Origin of the sequence: Paracoccus tibetensis (assembly GCF_900102505.1) — a bacterium.
Taxonomy (GTDB): Bacteria; Pseudomonadota; Alphaproteobacteria; order Rhodobacterales; family Rhodobacteraceae; genus Paracoccus; species Paracoccus tibetensis.
Map to the genome: position 1 here is coordinate 142,797 of NZ_FMVT01000006.1, position 17,756 is coordinate 160,552.

Sequence of the window (17,756 nt, forward strand, 5' to 3'; positions counted from 1 at the left end):
CGGCTTTGCAAAATGGGCGCGCCTATGCGGCGCGCCCTGATTCGTCAGCCGTAATGGGCGACCGGCGTGCCGGCGAGAACGCTCATGTTCAGAAGGCCCCGCGTGGTGATCGAGGGCGTCACGATATGTGCGCGATTGCCCATGCCCATCAGGATCGGCCCGACCTCGAGCCCGCCCGCCTTCATCTTCAGCGCGTTCCTGACGGCCGAGGCCGCGTCGGCGTTTGCAAAGATCAGGATGTTCGCCGCGCCGTCCAGCCGCGCGCCCGGGAAGATCCGCTCGCGGATCGCGGGGTCCAGCGCGCTGTCGACGTGCATCTCGCCGTCATACATGAAGTCCGGCTCGCGCGAATCCAGAAGCTGCATCGCGTCGCGCATCTTGCGCCCCGAGGCGCTGTCGAGATTGCCGAACTGCGAATGGCTGCAGAGCGCGACCTTCGGGGTCAGCCCGAAGCGCCGGACGTGGCGTGCCGCACCGATGGCGATGTCGCGGATCTGCTCGGGCGTCGGGTCCTGGTGGACCTGCGTGTCGGCGATGAAGAGCGGGCCGTCCTCGAGGATGATCATCGACAGCGCGCCCTGCGGCCGCAGCCCGCCCGAGGCCAGGATCTCGCGGATGTAGCGCAGGTGCCACGAGAATTGCCCGAAGGTGCCGCAGATCAGGCTGTCGGCCTCGCCGCGCTGGACCATGACGGCGCCGATGGCCGTGGTGTTCGTGCGCATGATCGCCCGGGCGATGTCGGGGCTGACGCCGCGGCGCGCCATGATCGTGTGGTAGGTTTCCCAGTAGTCGCGGTAGCGGGGGTCGTTTTCCGGGTTCACGATCTCGAAGTCGCGCTCGGGGCGGATCGGCAGGCCGGCGCGCTCGGCGCGCATGGCGATGACCTCGGGGCGGCCGATCAGGATCGGGATGTCGGTCGTCTCCTCCAGCATCGCGTTGGCGGCGCGCAGCACGCGCTCGTCCTCGCCCTCGGCGAAGGCGATGCGACGCTCGGCGGTGGCGGCGGCCTCGAAGACGGGGCGCATGATCATGGCCGAGCGGAAGACCGAGCTGTCGAGCTTGCGCTTGTAGGCGTCGAGATCCTCGAGCGGTCGGGTGGCGACGCCGGATTCCATCGCGGCCTTCGCGACGGCGCTGGAGACGATGCCGATGAGGCGCGGATCGAAGGGCTTCGGGATCAGGTAGTCGGGGCCGAAGGTCAGCGTCTCGCCGCGATAGGCGGCGGCCGCTTCGGCGGCGGTGGTGGCGCGGGCCAGCGCCGCGATGCCCTCGATGCAGGCGATCTTCATCTCGTCGTTGATGGTCGTCGCGCCGACGTCCAGCGCGCCCCGGAAGATGAAGGGGAAGCAGAGGACGTTGTTGACCTGGTTCGGAAAGTCGCTGCGCCCGGTGGCGATGATCGCGTCGGGGGCGACGGCGCGGGCGTCATCGGGCTGGATCTCGGGGTTCGGGTTCGCCAGGGCGAAGATGATCGGCCGCGGGGCCATGCGCCGCACCAGGTCGGGCGACAGGACGCCCGGGCCGGAGAGGCCGAGGAACAAGTCCGCGCCGTCGACCACCTCGGCCAGCGTCCGTTTCTCGGTCGCCTGCGCATAGGCCGCCTTCTGCGGGTTCATGTCGATCTCGCGGCCCTGATGGACCAGCCCGTGAAGATCGCAGAGCCAGACATTCTCGCGCTTGACCCCCAGCTTCAGCAGCATGTCGAGGCAGGCGATCCCCGCCGCCCCGCCGCCGGTCGAGACGATCTTGATCTCCTCGAAGCTCTTGCCGGCGATGCGCAGCGCGTTGGTCGCGGCCGCGCCGACCACGATGGCGGTGCCGTGCTGGTCGTCGTGGAAGACGGGGATGTTCATCCGCTCGCGGCAGAGCTTTTCGACGATGAAACAGTCGGGGGCCTTGATGTCCTCGAGGTTGATCGCGCCGAAGGTCGGCTCGAGCGCGCAGACGATGTCGGCGAGGCGCTCCGGGTCGCTCTCGTCCAGCTCGATGTCGAAACAGTCGATGTTGGCGAATTTCTTGAAGAGGACGGCCTTGCCCTCCATCACCGGCTTGGAGGCCGCCGCTCCGATATTGCCGAGGCCCAGCACCGCCGTCCCGTTCGTGACGACGGCGACGAGGTTGCCGCGCGCGGTGTAGCGGCTGGCATTGGCCGGGTCGGCCTTGATCTCCAGACAGGCCTCGGCGACGCCCGGCGAATAGGCGCGGCTGAGGTCGCGCCCGTTCGCCATGGGCTTGGTCGCGCGGATCTCCAGCTTCCCGGGGCGGGGGAACTCGTGATAATCCAGCGCCGCCTGACGCGCGTTGTCCTGCCTGCGTTCTTCCATCTTTGTCCCGCCAGTTCTGCAAATATGGTTTACCGTTAAACCAGATTTCCGCGAGTGAACAGGCGTCAACCACCCGCTTGCGCCTTGCGGCGCGGGGGCGCAGAAATGGGCGCATGCAACACGAGGGAACGATGTCACTTCTGGATGCGGCGCGCGAAGTGCGCGAGCGGGCCTATGTGCCCTATTCCAAGTTCAAGGTCGGCGCGGCAATCCGCGGCGCCTCGGGGCAGGTTTATCGCGGCTGCAATGTCGAGAACGTCGCCTATCCCGAGGGGACCTGCGCCGAGGCCGGCGCCATCGCCGCCATGGTCGCGGCCGGCGAGACCGAACTGGTCGAGGTCGCGGTGATCGCGGACAGCCCGAGCCCCGTGCCGCCTTGCGGCGGCTGCCGGCAGAAGCTGGCCGAGTTCGGGCGCGGCGCGGTGCCGGTGACGCTCGCCACGACCGATGGCGGCATCTTCGAGACCACGATCGAGGCGCTGCTGCCCGGCAGCTTCGACATCGGCCACATGGCCCGCACATGACCGACCCGCGCCCGGTGATCGCGGCGGTGCGCGACGGGCGCGGCCTCGACGGGCCGGGCGCGGCGCTGATCGCGCAGGGCCTGGCCGACGGCTCGGTCAGCGACGCGCAGGCCGGGGCCTTCGCGATGGCGGTGCTCACGCGCGGGATCGGGCCGAAGGGGCGCGTCGCGCTGACCCGCGCCATGCGCGATTCGGGCGACGTGCTGCAATGGGACCTTGGCGGGCCGGTCGTCGACAAGCACTCGACGGGCGGCATCGGGGACACGGTCAGCCTGATCCTCGCGCCGCTGCTGGCCGCCTGCGGCTGCTATGTCCCGATGATCTCGGGGCGCGGGCTGGGCCATACCGGCGGCACGCTGGACAAGCTGGAGGCGATCCCCGGCTTTCTCTGCGAGCAGTCCGAGGACGCCTTCCGCCGCATCACCCGGCAGGTCGGCTGCGCCATCGTCGCCGCCTCTGGCGAGTTCGCGCCGGCCGACCGGCGGCTCTACGCGATCCGCGACGAAAGCGGGACGGTGGAGTCGATCGACCTGATCACCGCCTCGATCCTGTCCAAGAAGCTGGCGGCGGGGCTGGATGCGCTGGTGCTAGACGTCAAGGCCGGCTCGGGTGCGTTCCTGCGCACGGCCGAGGCCTCCAAGCGCTTGGCCGAGGCGCTGGTCGAGACGTCGAACGGCGCCGGCTGCCGGACCGCGGCGCTGATCACCGACATGGACCAGCCACTGGCCCGCAGCGCCGGCAACGGGCTGGAGGTGGCCGAGGCCATTCGTGTCCTGCGCGGTGAGGCCGGCGCGCTGCGCGATCTGACCCTCGCGCTGGCGGCCGAGGCGCTGACCCTTGCCGGGCGGGACACGGATGGCCTTGCGGCGGCGCTGGACCGCGGCGCTGCGGCCGAGCGTTTCGCGCGCATGGTTGCCGCCCAGGGTGGGCCGCGCGATCTGCTGGACCGGCCCGAGGCGCATCTGCCCGCCGCCCCCGTGATCCGCCCGGTCCCCGCGCCGGAGGGCCGCGTCGCCCGGATCGAGGTCGCCGCGCTCGGCCATGCGGTCGTCGCGCTTGGCGGCGGGCGCGTGCGCGCGGGCGAGCGGATCGACCACCGCGTCGGCCTGTCTGATCTCGCCAAGCTGGGCGAGGCGGTCGGCACGCGCCCGCTGGCGATGGTCCATGCCGCCGACGACACGGCTGCCGAGATCGCCATTGCCGCGGTGCAGGCCGCCTATGACCTGGGCGAGGACGGGGCCGCCGGGCCGCTGATCCGCGAAAGGCTCCGCCCATGAGCCGTGCCTTTCTGATCGTCATGGACAGCGTCGGCATCGGCGGCGCCCCTGACGCGGACAGCTTCTTCAACGACGGCCTGCCCGATACCGGCGCCAACACCGTCGGCCATATCGCCGCCGCCCGGCCGCTGGAGATGCCGACCCTCGCCAGCCTCGGCCTCGGCTCCGCGGTGCGGCTTGCGTCGGGCGTCGTGGCGCCGGGGCTGACGGTGCCGCCCGCCGGCCTCTGGGGCGCCGCGACCGAGATCTCGCGGGGCAAGGACACCCCCTCGGGCCATTGGGAGATCGCCGGCGTGCCGGTGCCGTGGGAGTGGCACTTCTTCCCCGATACCCATCCCGCCTTTCCGCCCGAGGTGACCGCACGCATCTGCCAGCTCGCCGGCAGCGACGGCATCCTCGGCGATTGCCACGCCTCGGGCACCGGGATCATCGATGCCGAGGGCGCGGCGCATCTGCGGACCGGGCGCCCCATCTGCTACACCTCGGCCGACAGCGTGCTGCAGATCGCCGCGCATGAGGAGGCTTTCGGCCTCGACCGCCTAATCGCGCTCTGCCAAGCGCTGGCACCCATGCTGCACGGGATGCGCGTCGGCCGCGTCATCGCCCGGCCCTTCACCGGCCAGCTGGGCGCGTTCCAGCGCACCGCCAACCGCCGCGACTTCGCCATCGCCCCGCCGGGCCGCACGATCCTCGACATCGCCCAGGCCGAAGGCCGCATCACCCATGCCGTCGGCAAGATCGGAGACATCTTCAGCCATCGCGGCATCACCCATCTGCACAAAGGCGCCTCGGATGCCGTGCTCGCCGATCACCTGCTGCGCCTGGCGGACACGTCCGAGGAGGGCAGCCTGACCTTCGCCAATTTCGTCGAGTTCGACAGCAACTTCGGCCACCGCCGCGACATTCCCGGCTATGCGGGGCAGCTGGAATGGTTCGACACCGTCGCCGCCCGGCTGATCGCGGCGCTGCGCCCCGGCGATCTGGCCGTCTTCACCGCCGATCACGGCAACGATCCCAGCTGGGGCGGCACCGACCATACGCGCGAGCGTGTCCCCGTCCTGATCCACGGCGCCGGCACCGGCGAGGTCGGCCATGTCGCCTTCGCCGATATCGGCGCCTCGGTCCTGGCCCATCTCGGCCTGCCCGCCCCCGACCACGGAAGGTCCTTCCTGTGAAGAAGATTGAACTGCATCTGCATCTGGAGGGCGCCGCGCCACCCGCCTTCATCCGCGCCCTCGCGCAGGAGAAGGGCGCCGACCTCTCCGGCGTCTTCGACGAACGCGGCCACTACGCCTATGACGGCTTCAAGGGCTTTCTCGCATGCTACGAGGCCGCGACCAGCGTCCTCAAGACCCCCGCCGACTATGCGCGCCTTCTGGGAGAAGTGCTGGAACGCTCGGCCGAGGAGGGGGTGATCTATACCGAATTCTTCGTCTCGCCCGAGTTCTGCGGCGGCGGCGACGTGGCGGCCTGGCGCGACTACCTCGCCGCCATGACCGAGGTCGCGGACAAGGCGCGCGAGCAGGGCATCGACAGCCGCGGCATCGTCACCATCATCCGCCATTTCGGCGCCGACCGCGCCAGGAAGACCGCTCTCTGCGCCGCCGAGACCGCGGGGACCTGGATCACCGGTTTCGGCATGGGCGGGGCCGAGCAGGTCGGCCGCGCCACCGACTACGCTTGGAGCTACGACTGCGCCCGCGAGGCCAGGCTCGGCCTCACCTGCCATGCCGGGGAATGGGGCGGGCCGACCAGCATCCGCGATGCGCTGGCCCTCGGCTGCACCCGCATCGGCCATGGCGTGCAGGCCATCGAGGACGAAGGCCTCATGCGCGATCTGCGCGACAAGGACATCACGCTCGAGGTCTGCCCCGGCTCGAACGTCGCGCTCGGCGTCTATCCGGGCTGCTCCGCCCACCCCATCGCACGGCTTGCCGATGCAGGCCTTCGCGTCACCGTCTCGACCGACGATCCGCCCTTCTTCCACACCACGATGCGCCATGAATACGACCGGCTTGCATCCACCTTTGGCTGGGGCGATACCGAGTTCCGCCAGATCAACCGCTTCGCCGCCGAGGCCGCCTTCTGCGACGCCGCCACGCGCGAAGGACTTCTGAAGGAATTTGCCTGATGCAGCACCTCACCATCGTCGATCACCCGCTGGTGCAGCACAAGCTGTCGATCATGCGCCAGAAGGACGTCTCGACCGCGGGCTTCCGGCGCCTGCTGCGCGAGATCAGCCTGCTTCTGGCCTACGAGGTCACGCGCGAGCTGGAGCTGACGATGATGCGCATCGAGACCCCGTTGACCGAGATGGACGCCCCCACGCTGGAGGGCAAGAAGCTGGCCCTCATCTCGATCCTGCGGGCGGGCAACGGCCTCCTGGACGGGATACTCGAGCTGATCCCCGGCGCACGGGTGGGCTTTGTCGGCCTCTACCGCGATCCCGAGACGCTGAAGCCGGTCGAATACTACTGCAAGGTGCCGAAGGAACTGGACGCCCGCATGACGATCGTCGTCGATCCGATGCTGGCGACGGGCAATTCCTCGGTCGCGGCCATCGACATGCTGAAGGAGCGGGGCGCCAAGAACCTGCGCTTCCTCTGTCTTCTGGCCGCGCCCGAGGGGGTCGAGCGGATGCGGCAGGCCCATCCGGACGTGCCGATCTTCACCGCCTCGCTGGACGAGCGGCTGGACGATCACGGCTACATCGTGCCGGGCCTCGGCGATGCCGGGGACCGGATGTTCGGCACGAAGTAGGGCCGGCTTAACTGCCTGTTCACGACTTTCGGCTAGAAGTCCGAAAGGATCACCGGGATGGGCAGATGACACGCCTCTGGCAGCTTCTCTTTCTATGCGCCGCAGGGCCCGCCCTTGCGGCGCCGGTCCCTCCGCCGCCTGCGGATTTCGCGGGGGCGCAGTATATCGACGGCCAGGGATGCGTCTTCACCCGGACGGGCGATGGCTGGAGCCCGCGGCCCGACCCGGCAGGCGGCCAGCTCTGCGGCTTTCCGCCCTCGCTGGACGTCCGCCGCCTCGACCCCGACACGGTGGACGTGCTGCCGCCGCTGAACCCGCCGCCCCCGGCCGACCCGGCCGCCATCCTGGCCGAGCGTCTGGCGGAAGAGCTGCGGCGCGCCGACATCGACGGGCAGACCCTGGCGCCGCCCGACCTGCCGAAGGGCCGCCCCGATCCCATGCTGACCGAGCTGTCGACCATGGTCGAGGCATCGGGCGCCGTGACCTCCAGCCTTGCCACGCTGACAGGCGCGCCAAGCGACATCTGCCTCCGCATGGGCTACCGGATGGAGCCGCTGCCGGACGGGCAGCGCGACCCCACCGGCCTCTGTCCGGGCCTGCGACCGCCAACGCCGGAGCCGCGTCATTCCGTCGGCGCCGCGCAGCGCGTCGCGGCCTCCGACCCGGTTTCGCCCGCCACGCCAGCTGCGGCCGAAGCGACCTCCCAGCCCGCCCGGCCGGCACGGGCGCGCCCGGCGGCGGCCCCCGCCCCGGCCCGGCCCGCGGCAGTACGGCCCGCGGCGCCAGCCCCGGCCCGCGAGGCGGCTCAGCAGGATGTCGAGATGATCCCGGCGAGCGCGCGCTTCGTGCAGATCGGCAGCTTCACCGAGGCAGCGGCGGCCGATGCCGCGATCCGCGCGCTGACGGCGCAGGGACTGCCCGCCGCGCGCGGCAAGTCCAGCGCGGGCATAGCCGTGATGGCCGGGCCCTTCGCGGATCGCCGCTCGCTGATCGCGGCGCTCAGCCGCCTGCGCGCCGGCGGCTGGCCCGGCGCGACAGCCCGCTGATCAGGCGCTGCGTACAGCCGCGATCATGGCAGCCACGTTCTCGGGATCGGCATCCGGCGTGATTCCATGCCCGAGATTGAAGATATGCGGACCGCCGCGCAGCGCTCGCGTGATCCGCTGTGCCTCGGCGACCAGATCAGGACCGCCCGTCACCATGTGTCGCGGGTCCAGATTGCCTTGGACGCATCCGTCGACCTGAACATGGTCCGCCGCCCAATCGGCCGAGACCGAATTGTCCAGCGCCACGCAGTCGGCCCCCGTCGCGCGGGCAAAGCCGACGTAGCGCTCGCCGGCCTCGCGCGGGAAGGCGATGATCGGAACATCCGGATGGCGCGCCTTCAGCGCCGCGATGATCGCGCGGGCCGGGGCGATGGCGAAATCGTCGAAATCCGCTCCCTTGAGGCTGCCGGCCCAGCTGTCGAACAGCTTGACCACCTCGGCGCCCGCGTCGATCTGCGCCGACAGATACTCGATCGTGGCCGCCGTGATGCGCTCGATCAGCGCCGAGAAGGCTGCCCGATCCTCGCGCATGAAGGCATGGGCCGGTCCCTGGTCACGCGTGCCGCGCCCCGCGACCATGTAGGTGGCGACGGTCCAGGGCGCGCCGGCAAAGCCGATCAGCGCCGTCTCCGCCGGCAGTTCGCGCCGCAGGATCTTCAGCGTCTCGTAGATCGGCGCCAGCCGGTCATGCACATCGGCGGCCGGCTTCAGCGCGGTGACCTCCGCCGCCCGGGTGACGGTGGAAAGGCGCGGCCCCTCGCCGGTCACGAACCACAGATCCAGCCCAAGGGCCTGCGGAACAAGAAGGATGTCCGCGAAGAGGATCGCGGCGTCGAAGCCGAAGCGGCGGATCGGCTGCAGCGTGACCTCGGCCGCAAGTTCGGGGTTGTAGCAGAGCGACAGGAAGTCCCCCGCCTCGGCCCGCGTCGCGCGGTATTCGGGCAGGTAGCGCCCGGCCTGGCGCATCATCCAGATCGGCGGGGTCGGCAAGGTCTCGCCCGCGAGGGCACGCAGCAGCAATTTGGTCATCTCGCCTCCTGCCGCCCCTTCAAGGCGAGGCGAGGGGCGTTGTCAAGCGCGGCCCCCCCGGCTATGGGGGCGCATGACCTGGATGCCCGACCCCTCCCGCCCGCTGCGCATCGGAACCCGCGGCTCGGCCCTGGCCCTCGCGCAGGCGCATGAGACGCGGCAACGCCTGATGGCGGTGCATGGCCTGACGCAGGACGCGTTCGAGATCGTCGTGATCAAGACGACCGGCGACCGCATCACCGACCGGCCCCTGAAGGAGATCGGCGGCAAAGGCCTCTTCACGCGCGAGATCGAGGACGCCCTGAGCGGGGGCGCCATCGACATCGCCGTGCACTCGATGAAGGATATGCCGACGCTGCAACCCGAGGGGCTGGTCATCGACTGCCTGCTGCCGCGCGAGGACGTGCGCGACGCCTTCATCAGCGAGCGCTTCGGCGCAATCGACGAACTGCCGCAAGGCACGGTCGTTGGCTCATCCAGCCTGCGGCGCCGGGCACAGCTTGCGCATCGCCGGCCGGACCTGCGCCTCGTGGAGTTTCGCGGCAATGTCCAGACGCGCCTGACGAAGCTGGCGGACGGGGTGGCCGATGCGACCTTCCTGGCGATGGCGGGGCTGTCGCGGCTCGGCCTGCCCGAGATCGCGCGCGGGGCGATCTCGCCCGACGAGATGCTGCCCGCCGTGGCGCAAGGCGCCATCGGCATCGAGCGGCGCAAAGAGGATGATGGCGTTGCGCGGCTGCTCGCGCCCATCGATGACGGCGCGACGAGCCTGCGCATCCAGGCCGAGCGCGCCTATCTGGCAAGGCTCGATGGCTCCTGCCAGACCCCTATCGCGGGGCTGGCCGAGCTGGAGGGCGAGCGCCTGCGGCTTCGGGGCGAGATCCTCAGCCCCGACGGCCGGTTGTCCTTCTGCGGAGAGCGGCACGGCCCTGCGTCGGACGGCGAGGCGATGGGCCGGGATCTGGCCGAGGAGCTTCTCGGCCGCGCCGGCTCCGACTTCCTAGCCGCCGGCTGAGGCCGGCGCCCTAGTAGCTGCGGATCAGTCCCACAAGGCGGCCTTGGATGCGCACGCGATCCTCGGGCAGGATGCGCGTCTCATAGGCGGCATTGGCCGCCTCAAGGCCGATCATCGCGCCGCGGCGGCGATAGCGCTTCAGCGTCGCTTCCTGGTTGTCGACCAGCGCCACGATGATGTCGCCATTGTCCGCCGTGTCCTGTTCGCGGATAACCACGATGTCGCCGTCGTTGATGCCGGCATCGATCATCGAATCGCCGGTGACCTCGAGCGCGTAGTGATGTTCGCGCCCGGTGAGCATCGTGCCGGGAACGGCGATGTGATGCGCGACCTCGCTGATGGCCTCGATCGGGACGCCCGCAGCAATCCGGCCCATCAGGGGCAGATCGACCGCCGGGCTGTCGGCGACAGCCATGGCGCCGCGGGGACGGGAGGGGCGGAAATTCGGCACCACGCGAGGCGTGAAGCCGCCCGCGCCCGCGGCCTCGGCCGGGGCGGCCTGGTCCAGATGCGCCAGCGCGTCGGGAAGGCGGACGACCTCGAGCGCGCGTGCCCGGTGCGGCAGGCGCCGGATGAAGCCCCGCTCCTCGAGCGCGGTCACGAGGCGGTGGATGCCGGACTTGGACCGCAGGTCCAGCGCGTCCTTCATCTCATCGAAGGAGGGCGGCACGCCGTCGCGGGCCATGCGCTTCTGAATGAACTCCAGCAGCTGGATCTGCTTCTTCGTCAGCATCGGCCCTACCTTCCTCAGTTCCCTAAACGTTCTAAATGATCGCCCGAATCGCGTCAATGAAGAGAACAGAGCAGGGTGAAAAAAAGATTAATGCTCAGCGGGAAAGGGGCAGGCAGAGCATGATCTCGCCCGCCGCGCGCGCGGGATCAGCGGCCGGCCGGATCATCAGCGCGTCGGCCTGCGACAGAAGCGACAGCCGCGCCGAATCCTGGTCGTCGAACGGGCTCACCAGCGGCAGGTCGTCGCCCTCCGAGAGCCGCGCGCGAAGGTAGTGCTGGCGCGGCCCCTCGGCGGGCAGCGCCTTGGAGAGCCGGGCGCGCAGCAGCGGCCGCTCCGGCGGAAGGCCTTGCATCGCGCGGATGAGCGGCTGCATGAAGATGATGCCGCAAGCCATTGCCGAGACAGGATTTCCCGGAAGGCCGAGCATGGGCATTCCGCTCAGTTGCCCGGCGAGCAGCGGCTTTCCCGGCCGCATCGCGACCTTGTAGAACTGGCGCTCGAGGCCGAGGCCGGCTGCGACGCGGCCGACGAGGTCGTGATCCCCGACCGACGCGCCGCCGATCGTCACCAGAAGGTCGGCGCTCGCGGCGGCCACGAAGCCGGCGCGCAGGCTTTCCTCGGTGTCGCGGGCGAGGGGCAGGATGCGCGGTATGCCGCCAGCCTCGGCCACGAGTGCGGCGATGGCGAGATCGTTCGAGCTGACGATCTGGCCATCGGTGAGGGGCGTGCCCGGCAGGACCAGTTCGTCGCCGCTGGCGAGAATGGCGACGACGGGGCGGCGTGCGACGGTGACGTCCGGAAGGTTCATCGCGGCCAGAAGACCGATGTCGGCCGCGTTGATCCGGCGTCCCGGCGCAAGCTGGGTGCCTGCGCGGAAGTCGCTGCCGGCGGCGCGGATATGGGTGCCGCGTGAGGGCTCGCGCACGGTGATCTGCGCCCCCTCGCGCAGGACGTTTTCCTGCATCTCGACGCGGTCGTAGCCCGGCGGGACCGGGGCGCCGGTGAAGATGCGGATGGCGGAGTGGGGGCGGGCGGTGCCCTTCCAGGGCCGACCGGCGGCGGCCTCGCCGATGACCTCCAGTGGGCCCGGCAGGTCGGCGGCGCGCAGGGCGTAGCCGTCCATCGCCGCGCTGTCGAAGGGCGGCTGGCTCAGCTGCGTCGCCGGCGCCGAGAGGAGGGCGCGGCCCAAGGCCTCGGCAAGGGGGATGGCCTCGGGCGTCGGCGCGGGGGCCAGGGCCAGCACGCGGGCCAGCGCCTCGGCGACCGTGATCACGGCGCGGCCTCGAAGGTGCCGGACTTGCCGCCGGTCTTCTTCAGAAGGCGGATGCCCTCGATCCGCATGTCCTTCTGCGCGGCCTTGAGCATGTCGTAGATTGTGAGGCAGGCGACCGTCACGGCGGTCAGCGCCTCCATCTCGACGCCGGTAGGGCCGGTCGTGCGGACCGTGGCGCTCACGCGGATGCCGGGCAGGGCGGGGTCGGCGGCGAGGTCCAGCGCGACCTTGGCGAGCGGCAGCGGGTGGCAGAGCGGGATCAGATCGGCCGTGCGCTTGGCGCCCATGATGCCGGCGAGCCGCGCCACGCCGAGAACGTCGCCCTTCGCCGCGCCGCCCTGCGCTAAAGCCAGCGTCTCGGGCGACATCAGCACCAGCCCCTCGGCGACGGCCTCGCGCGCGGTGGCGGCCTTGTTCGAGACGTCGACCATATGCGCTTGGCCGCTGGCGTCGAAATGCGTGAGGCTCATGCGGGGACATCCAGGATGGCGCGGGTGGCCGCGGTCACGTCGGCCTGGCGCATCAGGCTCTCGCCGATGAGGAAGCGCCGGGCGCCGACCTGCATCATCGCCGCGAGGTCGTCGGGGCTGAAGAGGCCGCTTTCGCAGACGATGTCGCGGCCCGCGGGGATGCGCGGGGCGAGATCGCGCGTCACGTCGAGGCTCAGCTCGAAGGTCTTGAGGTTGCGGTTGTTGATGCCGATGAGCGGCGAGTTCAGCCGCAGCGCGCGGTCCAGTTCCGGCGCGTCATGGACCTCGATCAGCGCATCCATGTTCCAGTGGCGGGCCGCGTCCTCGAGTTCGGCGGCAAGCGCGTCATCGACCGAGGCCATGATGATCAGGATGCAGTCGGCGCCCCAGGCCCGGGCCTCGGCGACCTGGTAGGGATCGTAGAGGAAGTCCTTGCGCAGCACCGGCAGATCGCAGGCCGCACGGGCGGCGGAGAGGAAGCCAGGAGCGCCCTGGAAGCTGGGCCCGTCCGTCAGGACCGAGAGGCAGGCGGCGCCGCCCTGCTGATAGGAGCGGGCGAGGGCCGGCGGGTCGAACTCGGCGCGGATCAGGCCCTTGGAGGGGCTGGCCTTCTTGATCTCGGCGATGAGGGCGGGGCCGGTTCCGGCCGCGCGGGTCAGGGCGTCGGCGAAGCCGCGCGGCGGGCTGGCGGCGCGGGCTTCGGCCTCGATTCCGGCGAGCGGGCGCGCCGTCTTGGCGGCGGCGATCTCGTCGAGCTTGTAGGCCTTGATCTTGTCGAGGATGTCCATGACCCGAGGTGTAGCTCTCTGTGGCCGGCGGGGGAAGGGGGGCGCTGCCCCCCATCGCTGGCGCGATTCCCCCGGGATATTTCGGCACAGGAGAGAGGGTCAGCCGGTCCAGTCGATGGGCGGCCGGTCTTGTGCGGCGAGCCAGGCGTTGATGCGGCTGAAGGGGCGGCTGCCGAAGAAGCCGCGGCGGGCGGAGAGGGGCGAGGGATGGGCGGTGGCGATGACGAGGTCCTGGGCGCGGGGCAGGCCGGCCAGTGCCTTTCGGGCGTGATTGCCCCAGAGGAGGAAGGCGAGCGGGCCATGCCGCTGCGCCTCGGCCACGGCCTGGCGGGCGAGGCGGTCCCAGCCCCATCCGGCATGGGCGCCGGCCGTGCCTGGCGCGACGCTGAGCGCCGTGTTCAGCAGCAGGACGCCCTGCGCGGCCCATTGCGAGAGATCGCCCGTGGCGGGGCAGGCGCCCAGATCGTCCCGCAGCTCGGCGAAGATGTTGGCGAGCGAGCGCGGCAGCGGTGTTTCCGGCGTGACCGAGAAGGCAAGGCCGTTCGCATGGCCGGGGGTCGGGTAGGGGTCCTGGCCGAGGATGACGACGCGCACCGCCGCGGGCGGCGTCGCCTCGAGGGCGGCGAAGAGGCGGGCGGGGCCGGGCAGCCAGCCGGGCGCGGCTTCGAGGCGGGCGGCGAGGGCGGGCCAGTCAGCCTGGAAGAAGGGCAGGTGCGACCAGGCGGCCGGCGCGGCGAGGGTCATGCCTCGGGGGCGCCGGTCACCTCGGCCAGCGCGGCGAGCTTCTCGCGTGCGGCGCCGCTGTCGATGGCGGCGGCGGCCATGTCCGCGCCCTCGCGAAGGTCGGCGGCGCGGCCCGCGACCAGCAGCGCGGCGGCGGCGTTCAGCAGCACCGCGTCGCGATAGGCGCCCGGCTCGCCCGACAGGAGCGCGCGGAAGGCGGCCGCGTTCTGCGCCGGCTCGCCGCCCACGATCGCCTCGAACGGGTGCCGGGAGAGGCCGGCCTCCTCGGGCGTGACGGTGAACTCGGTGACGGTGCCGTCCTTCAGGGCGGCGACATGGCTCTCGCCGGCGATGCTCAGCTCGTCCGTGCCGTCGCTGCCATGGACGAGCCAGGCCGCATCCGAGCCGAGATCGCGCAGCACTTCGGCCATCGGGCGCAGCCAGGCGGCGCTGAAGGCGCCGGTCAGCTGGCGCCTGACCCCGGCGGGGTTCGTGAGCGGGCCGAGAAGGTTGAAGACCGTGCGCGTGCCCAGCTCGGCGCGGGGCGGGCCGACATGGCGCATCGCCGGGTGGTGCATCGGCGCCATCATGAAGCAGATGCCCGCCCGGTCGAGCGCCTGCTGCGCCACGAGCGGGCCGCCCATCACGTTTATGCCCATATGGGTCAGCGCGTCGGCCGCCCCGGATTTCGAGCTGAGGTTGCGGTTGCCGTGCTTGGCGACCGGCACGCCCGCGCCGGCGACGACGAAGGCGGTGGCGGTCGAGATGTTCAGCGTGCCCTTGCCGTCGCCGCCGGTGCCGACGATGTCCATCGCCCCCTCGGGCGCGGTGACGCGGTTCATCCGGGCGCGCATGGCGCGGGCGGCGGCAGCGATCTCGTCCACCGTCTCGCCGCGCACGCGCAGCGCCATCAGCAGGCCGCCGATCTGGGCCGGGGTCGCCGCTCCGTCGAAGAGGGCCGAGAAGGCGGCCTCGGCCTCGGGGGCCGTCAGCGGGCGCTCGGCGGCGATCCCGATCAGCGGGCGGATGTCGGTCATGCGGCGTCCTTGCGGGCGGGGCAGCGGGCCAGGAAGCTGCGGATCATCTCGTGCCCGTATTCCGAGGCGATGGATTCGGGATGGAACTGCACGCCCTCAATGGGCAGCTCCGCATGGACCAGCCCCATGATCGTGCCGTCGCCCGAAGTGGCGGTGACGCGCAGGCAGTTCGGCAGGCTCTCGGGCTCGACCGTCAGCGAATGGTAGCGGGTGGCATTGAGGGGCGAGGGCAGGCCGGTGAAGACGCCGGTGCCGTCGTGGCTGATTGCGTCCACCTTGCCGTGGAGGATCCGGTTCGCCCGCACCACCTTGCCGCCGAAGGCCTCGCCGATGGCCTGGTGCCCGAGGCAGACGCCCAGCAGCGGCATGGCCCGGTCGGCGGCCGCGCGGATCAGCTGAAGGCAGATGCCGGCCTGGGCCGGATCGCAGGGGCCGGGCGAGATGACGATCCCGTCCGGGTCCATCGCGAGCGCCTCCTCGACGGTGATCTGGTCGTTGCGGCGGACCACGACCTCTGCCCCGGCCTCGCCCATGTAATGCACCAGGTTCCAGGTAAAGCTGTCGTAGTTGTCGATCAGAAGGATCATGGGCCACCTTGTGCGGCTGAAGGAAGCGGTCATCGGCGCGGCGCGGCAGGGGGCGGTTTCCCCCCGTGCGGGCGTCGGCTATAGATGGGCCAAAGCGCCTTGAAGGGTCAAGGGCGGCAGGGCAGGAAAGCCTCGGCCGACAGCCTTCGGGCCGCAGAACAGGGGCCGCCGGCAGGGCGGCAGGATATGGGGACGATGGCAGGCGGGTTCTTCTGGGGGTTTGCGCAGGGTGCTGCGCTGAGCGTGATCGCCCTGGCGGGCCTGTCGCTGATGACGCCTGTCGAGGTGCCGCAGGACGATGCACCGGCCGCGGCGGCGCCTGAGGTTGCGCCCGCGCCCGAGGTTGCGCGCGAGCCTGAGGTTGCGCCCGCGCCTGCCACGCCCGCGCCAGCGGATTTGGCGCCGGCCGAACCTGCTCCGGCCGAAGCCGCTCCTGTCGCGCCGTCTCCGGCCGCGCCGGGGCCGGCGGCGGGCAGCGTCGATCTGCCGGTCGGGTCCGAATTCGGGCGCGCCGGCGATCTGCCCCCACGCCTGCCCGACATGGCCACCGGCTCGGCCCCGGCCGAGGCCGGTCCCGCTCCTGCCATCGCCGCCCCCGCCGCCGAGGCCGAGACCGCGCCCAGCACCGATGCCGGCCAGCGGGCGCGCCCCGAGCCGCTGCCGGACCCGGCCGCGCCCGCGCAGCCCGATCCCGGCGCGAGCGAGGCCAGCCCGGACGTCGCCCGGCCGCAGAGCCAGGCGGCCGGCAGCGCCGCGCCCGTGGCCGTGCCCGTGCTGCGCCCGAGCGAGACGCGCGACGACAGCCCGCGCCTGCCGGCCGCCGATGCCGCGCCGGAGGCGCCGCGTCCACAGGCGGCGGCGCCGCAGGAGGGCGGCAGCCGTGCGCCCGGCCTTCCGCGCCCGGCGCTGGACCTTTCCCTGCCGCCCGATCTTTCGGACCTGCGACGACTGGAGCGCGACCCATGAGCATGCCGCTGAACCCTGCCCTCGCCGCCACCTTCGCGCCGCCCGTGATGGAGGCGCGGCGCTGGCTGGAGGGCGTCACCTTCCCGCCCGACCGGCCGCTGATCAATGTCAGCCAGGCCGCGCCCGTCGATCCGCCCCCCGAGCCGCTGCGCCGCGCTATCGCCGAGGCCGCGCTGCACCGGCCCGAGGCGCATCTCTACGGGCCGGTCCTCGGAAACCCGGACCTGCGCGAGGCCTTGGCCGAGAGCTTCTCGGAGGCTTATGGCGGCAGGATCGAGGCGGCGGAGGTTGCCATCACGCAGGGCTGCAACCAGGCGTTCTGCGCCGCGATGGCGACGCTGGCGGGGCCGGGGGACCAGGTGATCCTGCCGACGCCGTGGTACTTCAACCACAAGATGTGGCTCGACATGGGCGGGGTCGAGGCGCTGCCGCTGCCTTGCGGCGACGACCTGCTGCCGGACCCGGACCGCGCAGCCGCCATGATCGGGCCGCGCACCCGCGCCATCGTGCTGGTGACGCCGAACAACCCCTCGGGGGCGGAATACCCCGCCGCGCTCGTCGCCCGCTTCCACGAGATCGCGGCGCAGGCCGGCATCGCGCTGGTGCTGGACGAGACCTATCGCGACTTCGACAGCCGCAGCGGGCCGCCGCACGGGCTGCTCGCCGCGCCGGGCTGGCAGGGGACGGTCATCCAGCTTTACAGCTTCTCAAAGGCCTACCGGCTGACCGGGCACCGCGTCGGGGCCGTCGTGGCGGGCACCGCGCGCCTCGCGCAGATCGAGAAGTTCCTCGACACCGTCTCCATCTCGACCTCGCAACTGGGGCAGATCGGGGCGCTCTGGGGGCTGCGCAACCTCGGGCCGTGGCTCGCGGGCGAGCGCGAGGAGATCCTGGCCCGGCGCGCCGCCTCGGCCGAGGCGCTCGGCGCCTTGGACGGCTGGCGGGTGAAAAGCGTCGGCGCCTATTTCGCCTGGATCGAGCATCCATTGGCGGAAAGTTCTGCCGAGCTGGCCCGGCGCATGGTCCGCGAGATCGGCGTGCTGGCGCTGCCCGGCACGATGTTCACGCCCGAGGGCGATCCCGTCGGGCCGCGCCACCTGCGCATCGCCTTCGCCAATGTCGACGCCGCGGGGATCGGTCAACTTGCCGAAAGGCTGGGGGAACTCGGCCGCTGACGGGCTTGCCGCGCCCCGGCCCGCGCCCT

General features: G+C 71.5%; 18 protein-coding genes. 9 read left to right on the plus strand and 9 right to left on the minus strand.

Annotation, left to right across the window (positions count from 1 at the left end; genetic code table 11):
• Nucleotides 1-44: 44 nt before the first annotated feature.
• Entirely contained in the window at nt 45-2,324 is a 2,280-nt protein-coding gene (locus tag BLP73_RS10170; RefSeq protein WP_090743533.1) for an NADP-dependent malic enzyme, read from the minus strand.
• A 113-nt stretch (nt 2,325-2,437) separates the two neighbouring features.
• Here BLP73_RS10170 and BLP73_RS10175 point away from each other — a divergent pair, with 113 nt between their 5' ends.
• From BLP73_RS10175 to BLP73_RS10195, 6 genes are all read left to right on the plus strand, one after another.
• Complete coding sequence (locus tag BLP73_RS10175) at nt 2,438-2,848, plus strand: cytidine deaminase (RefSeq protein ID WP_175453304.1); 411 nt, start codon at nt 2,438-2,440, stop codon at nt 2,846-2,848.
• A complete protein-coding gene (locus tag BLP73_RS10180) occupies nt 2,845-4,125 on the plus strand; it encodes a thymidine phosphorylase (RefSeq protein WP_090743539.1) in 1,281 nt (426 codons plus the stop codon). Before BLP73_RS10175 ends, BLP73_RS10180 begins: the two co-directional genes overlap by 4 nt.
• Entirely contained in the window at nt 4,122-5,300 is a 1,179-nt protein-coding gene (locus tag BLP73_RS19395; RefSeq protein WP_175453305.1) for a phosphopentomutase, read from the plus strand. The genes BLP73_RS10180 and BLP73_RS19395 overlap by 4 nt, the downstream gene beginning before the upstream one ends.
• Nucleotides 5,297-6,256 carry an adenosine deaminase gene (locus BLP73_RS10185; RefSeq protein ID WP_175453306.1) on the plus strand — a complete coding sequence of 320 codons (960 nt, stop codon included), beginning with the start codon at nt 5,297-5,299 and terminating at the stop codon, nt 6,254-6,256. The genes BLP73_RS19395 and BLP73_RS10185 overlap by 4 nt, the downstream gene beginning before the upstream one ends.
• Nucleotides 6,256-6,885 carry a uracil phosphoribosyltransferase gene (gene upp, locus BLP73_RS10190; protein WP_175453307.1) on the plus strand — a complete coding sequence of 210 codons (630 nt, stop codon included), beginning with the start codon at nt 6,256-6,258 and terminating at the stop codon, nt 6,883-6,885. Before BLP73_RS10185 ends, upp begins: the two co-directional genes overlap by 1 nt.
• Nucleotides 6,886-6,950: 65 nt before the next feature.
• Nucleotides 6,951-7,931 carry an SPOR domain-containing protein gene (locus BLP73_RS10195; protein ID WP_090743547.1) on the plus strand — a complete coding sequence of 327 codons (981 nt, stop codon included), beginning with the start codon at nt 6,951-6,953 and terminating at the stop codon, nt 7,929-7,931.
• On the opposite strand, the gene hemE is transcribed toward BLP73_RS10195, so the two are convergent.
• On the minus strand, nt 7,932-8,960 hold the full coding sequence (hemE, locus tag BLP73_RS10200) for a uroporphyrinogen decarboxylase (RefSeq protein WP_090743550.1): 1,029 nt from the start codon (nt 8,958-8,960) through the stop codon (nt 7,932-7,934).
• A 73-nt stretch (nt 8,961-9,033) separates the two neighbouring features.
• Here hemE and hemC point away from each other — a divergent pair, with 73 nt between their 5' ends.
• The gene (gene hemC, locus BLP73_RS10205; protein WP_175453308.1) at nt 9,034-9,975 is read left to right on the plus strand and encodes a hydroxymethylbilane synthase; all 942 of its coding nucleotides are present in this window, start codon (nt 9,034-9,036) and stop codon (nt 9,973-9,975) included.
• A 10-nt stretch (nt 9,976-9,985) separates the two neighbouring features.
• On the opposite strand, the gene lexA is transcribed toward hemC, so the two are convergent.
• The 7 genes from lexA to BLP73_RS10240 form a co-directional block, all read right to left on the minus strand.
• Entirely contained in the window at nt 9,986-10,708 is a 723-nt protein-coding gene (gene lexA, locus BLP73_RS10210) for a transcriptional repressor LexA (protein WP_090743553.1), read from the minus strand.
• Nucleotides 10,709-10,802: 94 nt separating this feature from the next.
• Nucleotides 10,803-11,981, minus strand: a complete 1,179-nt coding sequence (locus BLP73_RS10215) for a molybdopterin molybdotransferase MoeA (protein ID WP_090743556.1) — start codon at nt 11,979-11,981, stop codon at nt 10,803-10,805.
• Nucleotides 11,978-12,451 carry a cyclic pyranopterin monophosphate synthase MoaC gene (gene moaC / locus BLP73_RS10220; RefSeq protein WP_090743559.1) on the minus strand — a complete coding sequence of 158 codons (474 nt, stop codon included), beginning with the start codon at nt 12,449-12,451 and terminating at the stop codon, nt 11,978-11,980. Before moaC ends, BLP73_RS10215 begins: the two co-directional genes overlap by 4 nt.
• The gene (gene trpC, locus BLP73_RS10225) at nt 12,448-13,239 is read right to left on the minus strand and encodes an indole-3-glycerol phosphate synthase TrpC (RefSeq protein ID WP_090743562.1); all 792 of its coding nucleotides are present in this window, start codon (nt 13,237-13,239) and stop codon (nt 12,448-12,450) included. Before trpC ends, moaC begins: the two co-directional genes overlap by 4 nt.
• A 99-nt stretch (nt 13,240-13,338) precedes the next feature.
• Nucleotides 13,339-13,983: a uracil-DNA glycosylase gene (locus BLP73_RS10230; RefSeq protein ID WP_090743563.1), complete on the minus strand. Its 645-nt coding sequence runs from the start codon at nt 13,981-13,983 to the stop codon at nt 13,339-13,341.
• Nucleotides 13,980-14,999: an anthranilate phosphoribosyltransferase gene (gene trpD, locus BLP73_RS10235; RefSeq protein ID WP_090743566.1), complete on the minus strand. Its 1,020-nt coding sequence runs from the start codon at nt 14,997-14,999 to the stop codon at nt 13,980-13,982. The genes BLP73_RS10230 and trpD overlap by 4 nt, the downstream gene beginning before the upstream one ends.
• A complete protein-coding gene (locus tag BLP73_RS10240; RefSeq protein WP_090743569.1) occupies nt 14,996-15,586 on the minus strand; it encodes an anthranilate synthase component II in 591 nt (196 codons plus the stop codon). The genes trpD and BLP73_RS10240 overlap by 4 nt, the downstream gene beginning before the upstream one ends.
• Before the next feature lie 195 nt (nt 15,587-15,781).
• Here BLP73_RS10240 and BLP73_RS10245 point away from each other — a divergent pair, with 195 nt between their 5' ends.
• Together BLP73_RS10245 and BLP73_RS10250 are read left to right on the plus strand one after the other, a co-directional pair.
• Entirely contained in the window at nt 15,782-16,552 is a 771-nt protein-coding gene (locus tag BLP73_RS10245) for a hypothetical protein (protein ID WP_139165934.1), read from the plus strand.
• The gene (locus BLP73_RS10250) at nt 16,549-17,727 is read left to right on the plus strand and encodes an aminotransferase (RefSeq protein ID WP_090743575.1); all 1,179 of its coding nucleotides are present in this window, start codon (nt 16,549-16,551) and stop codon (nt 17,725-17,727) included. Before BLP73_RS10245 ends, BLP73_RS10250 begins: the two co-directional genes overlap by 4 nt.
• Nucleotides 17,728-17,756 lie beyond the last annotated feature (29 nt).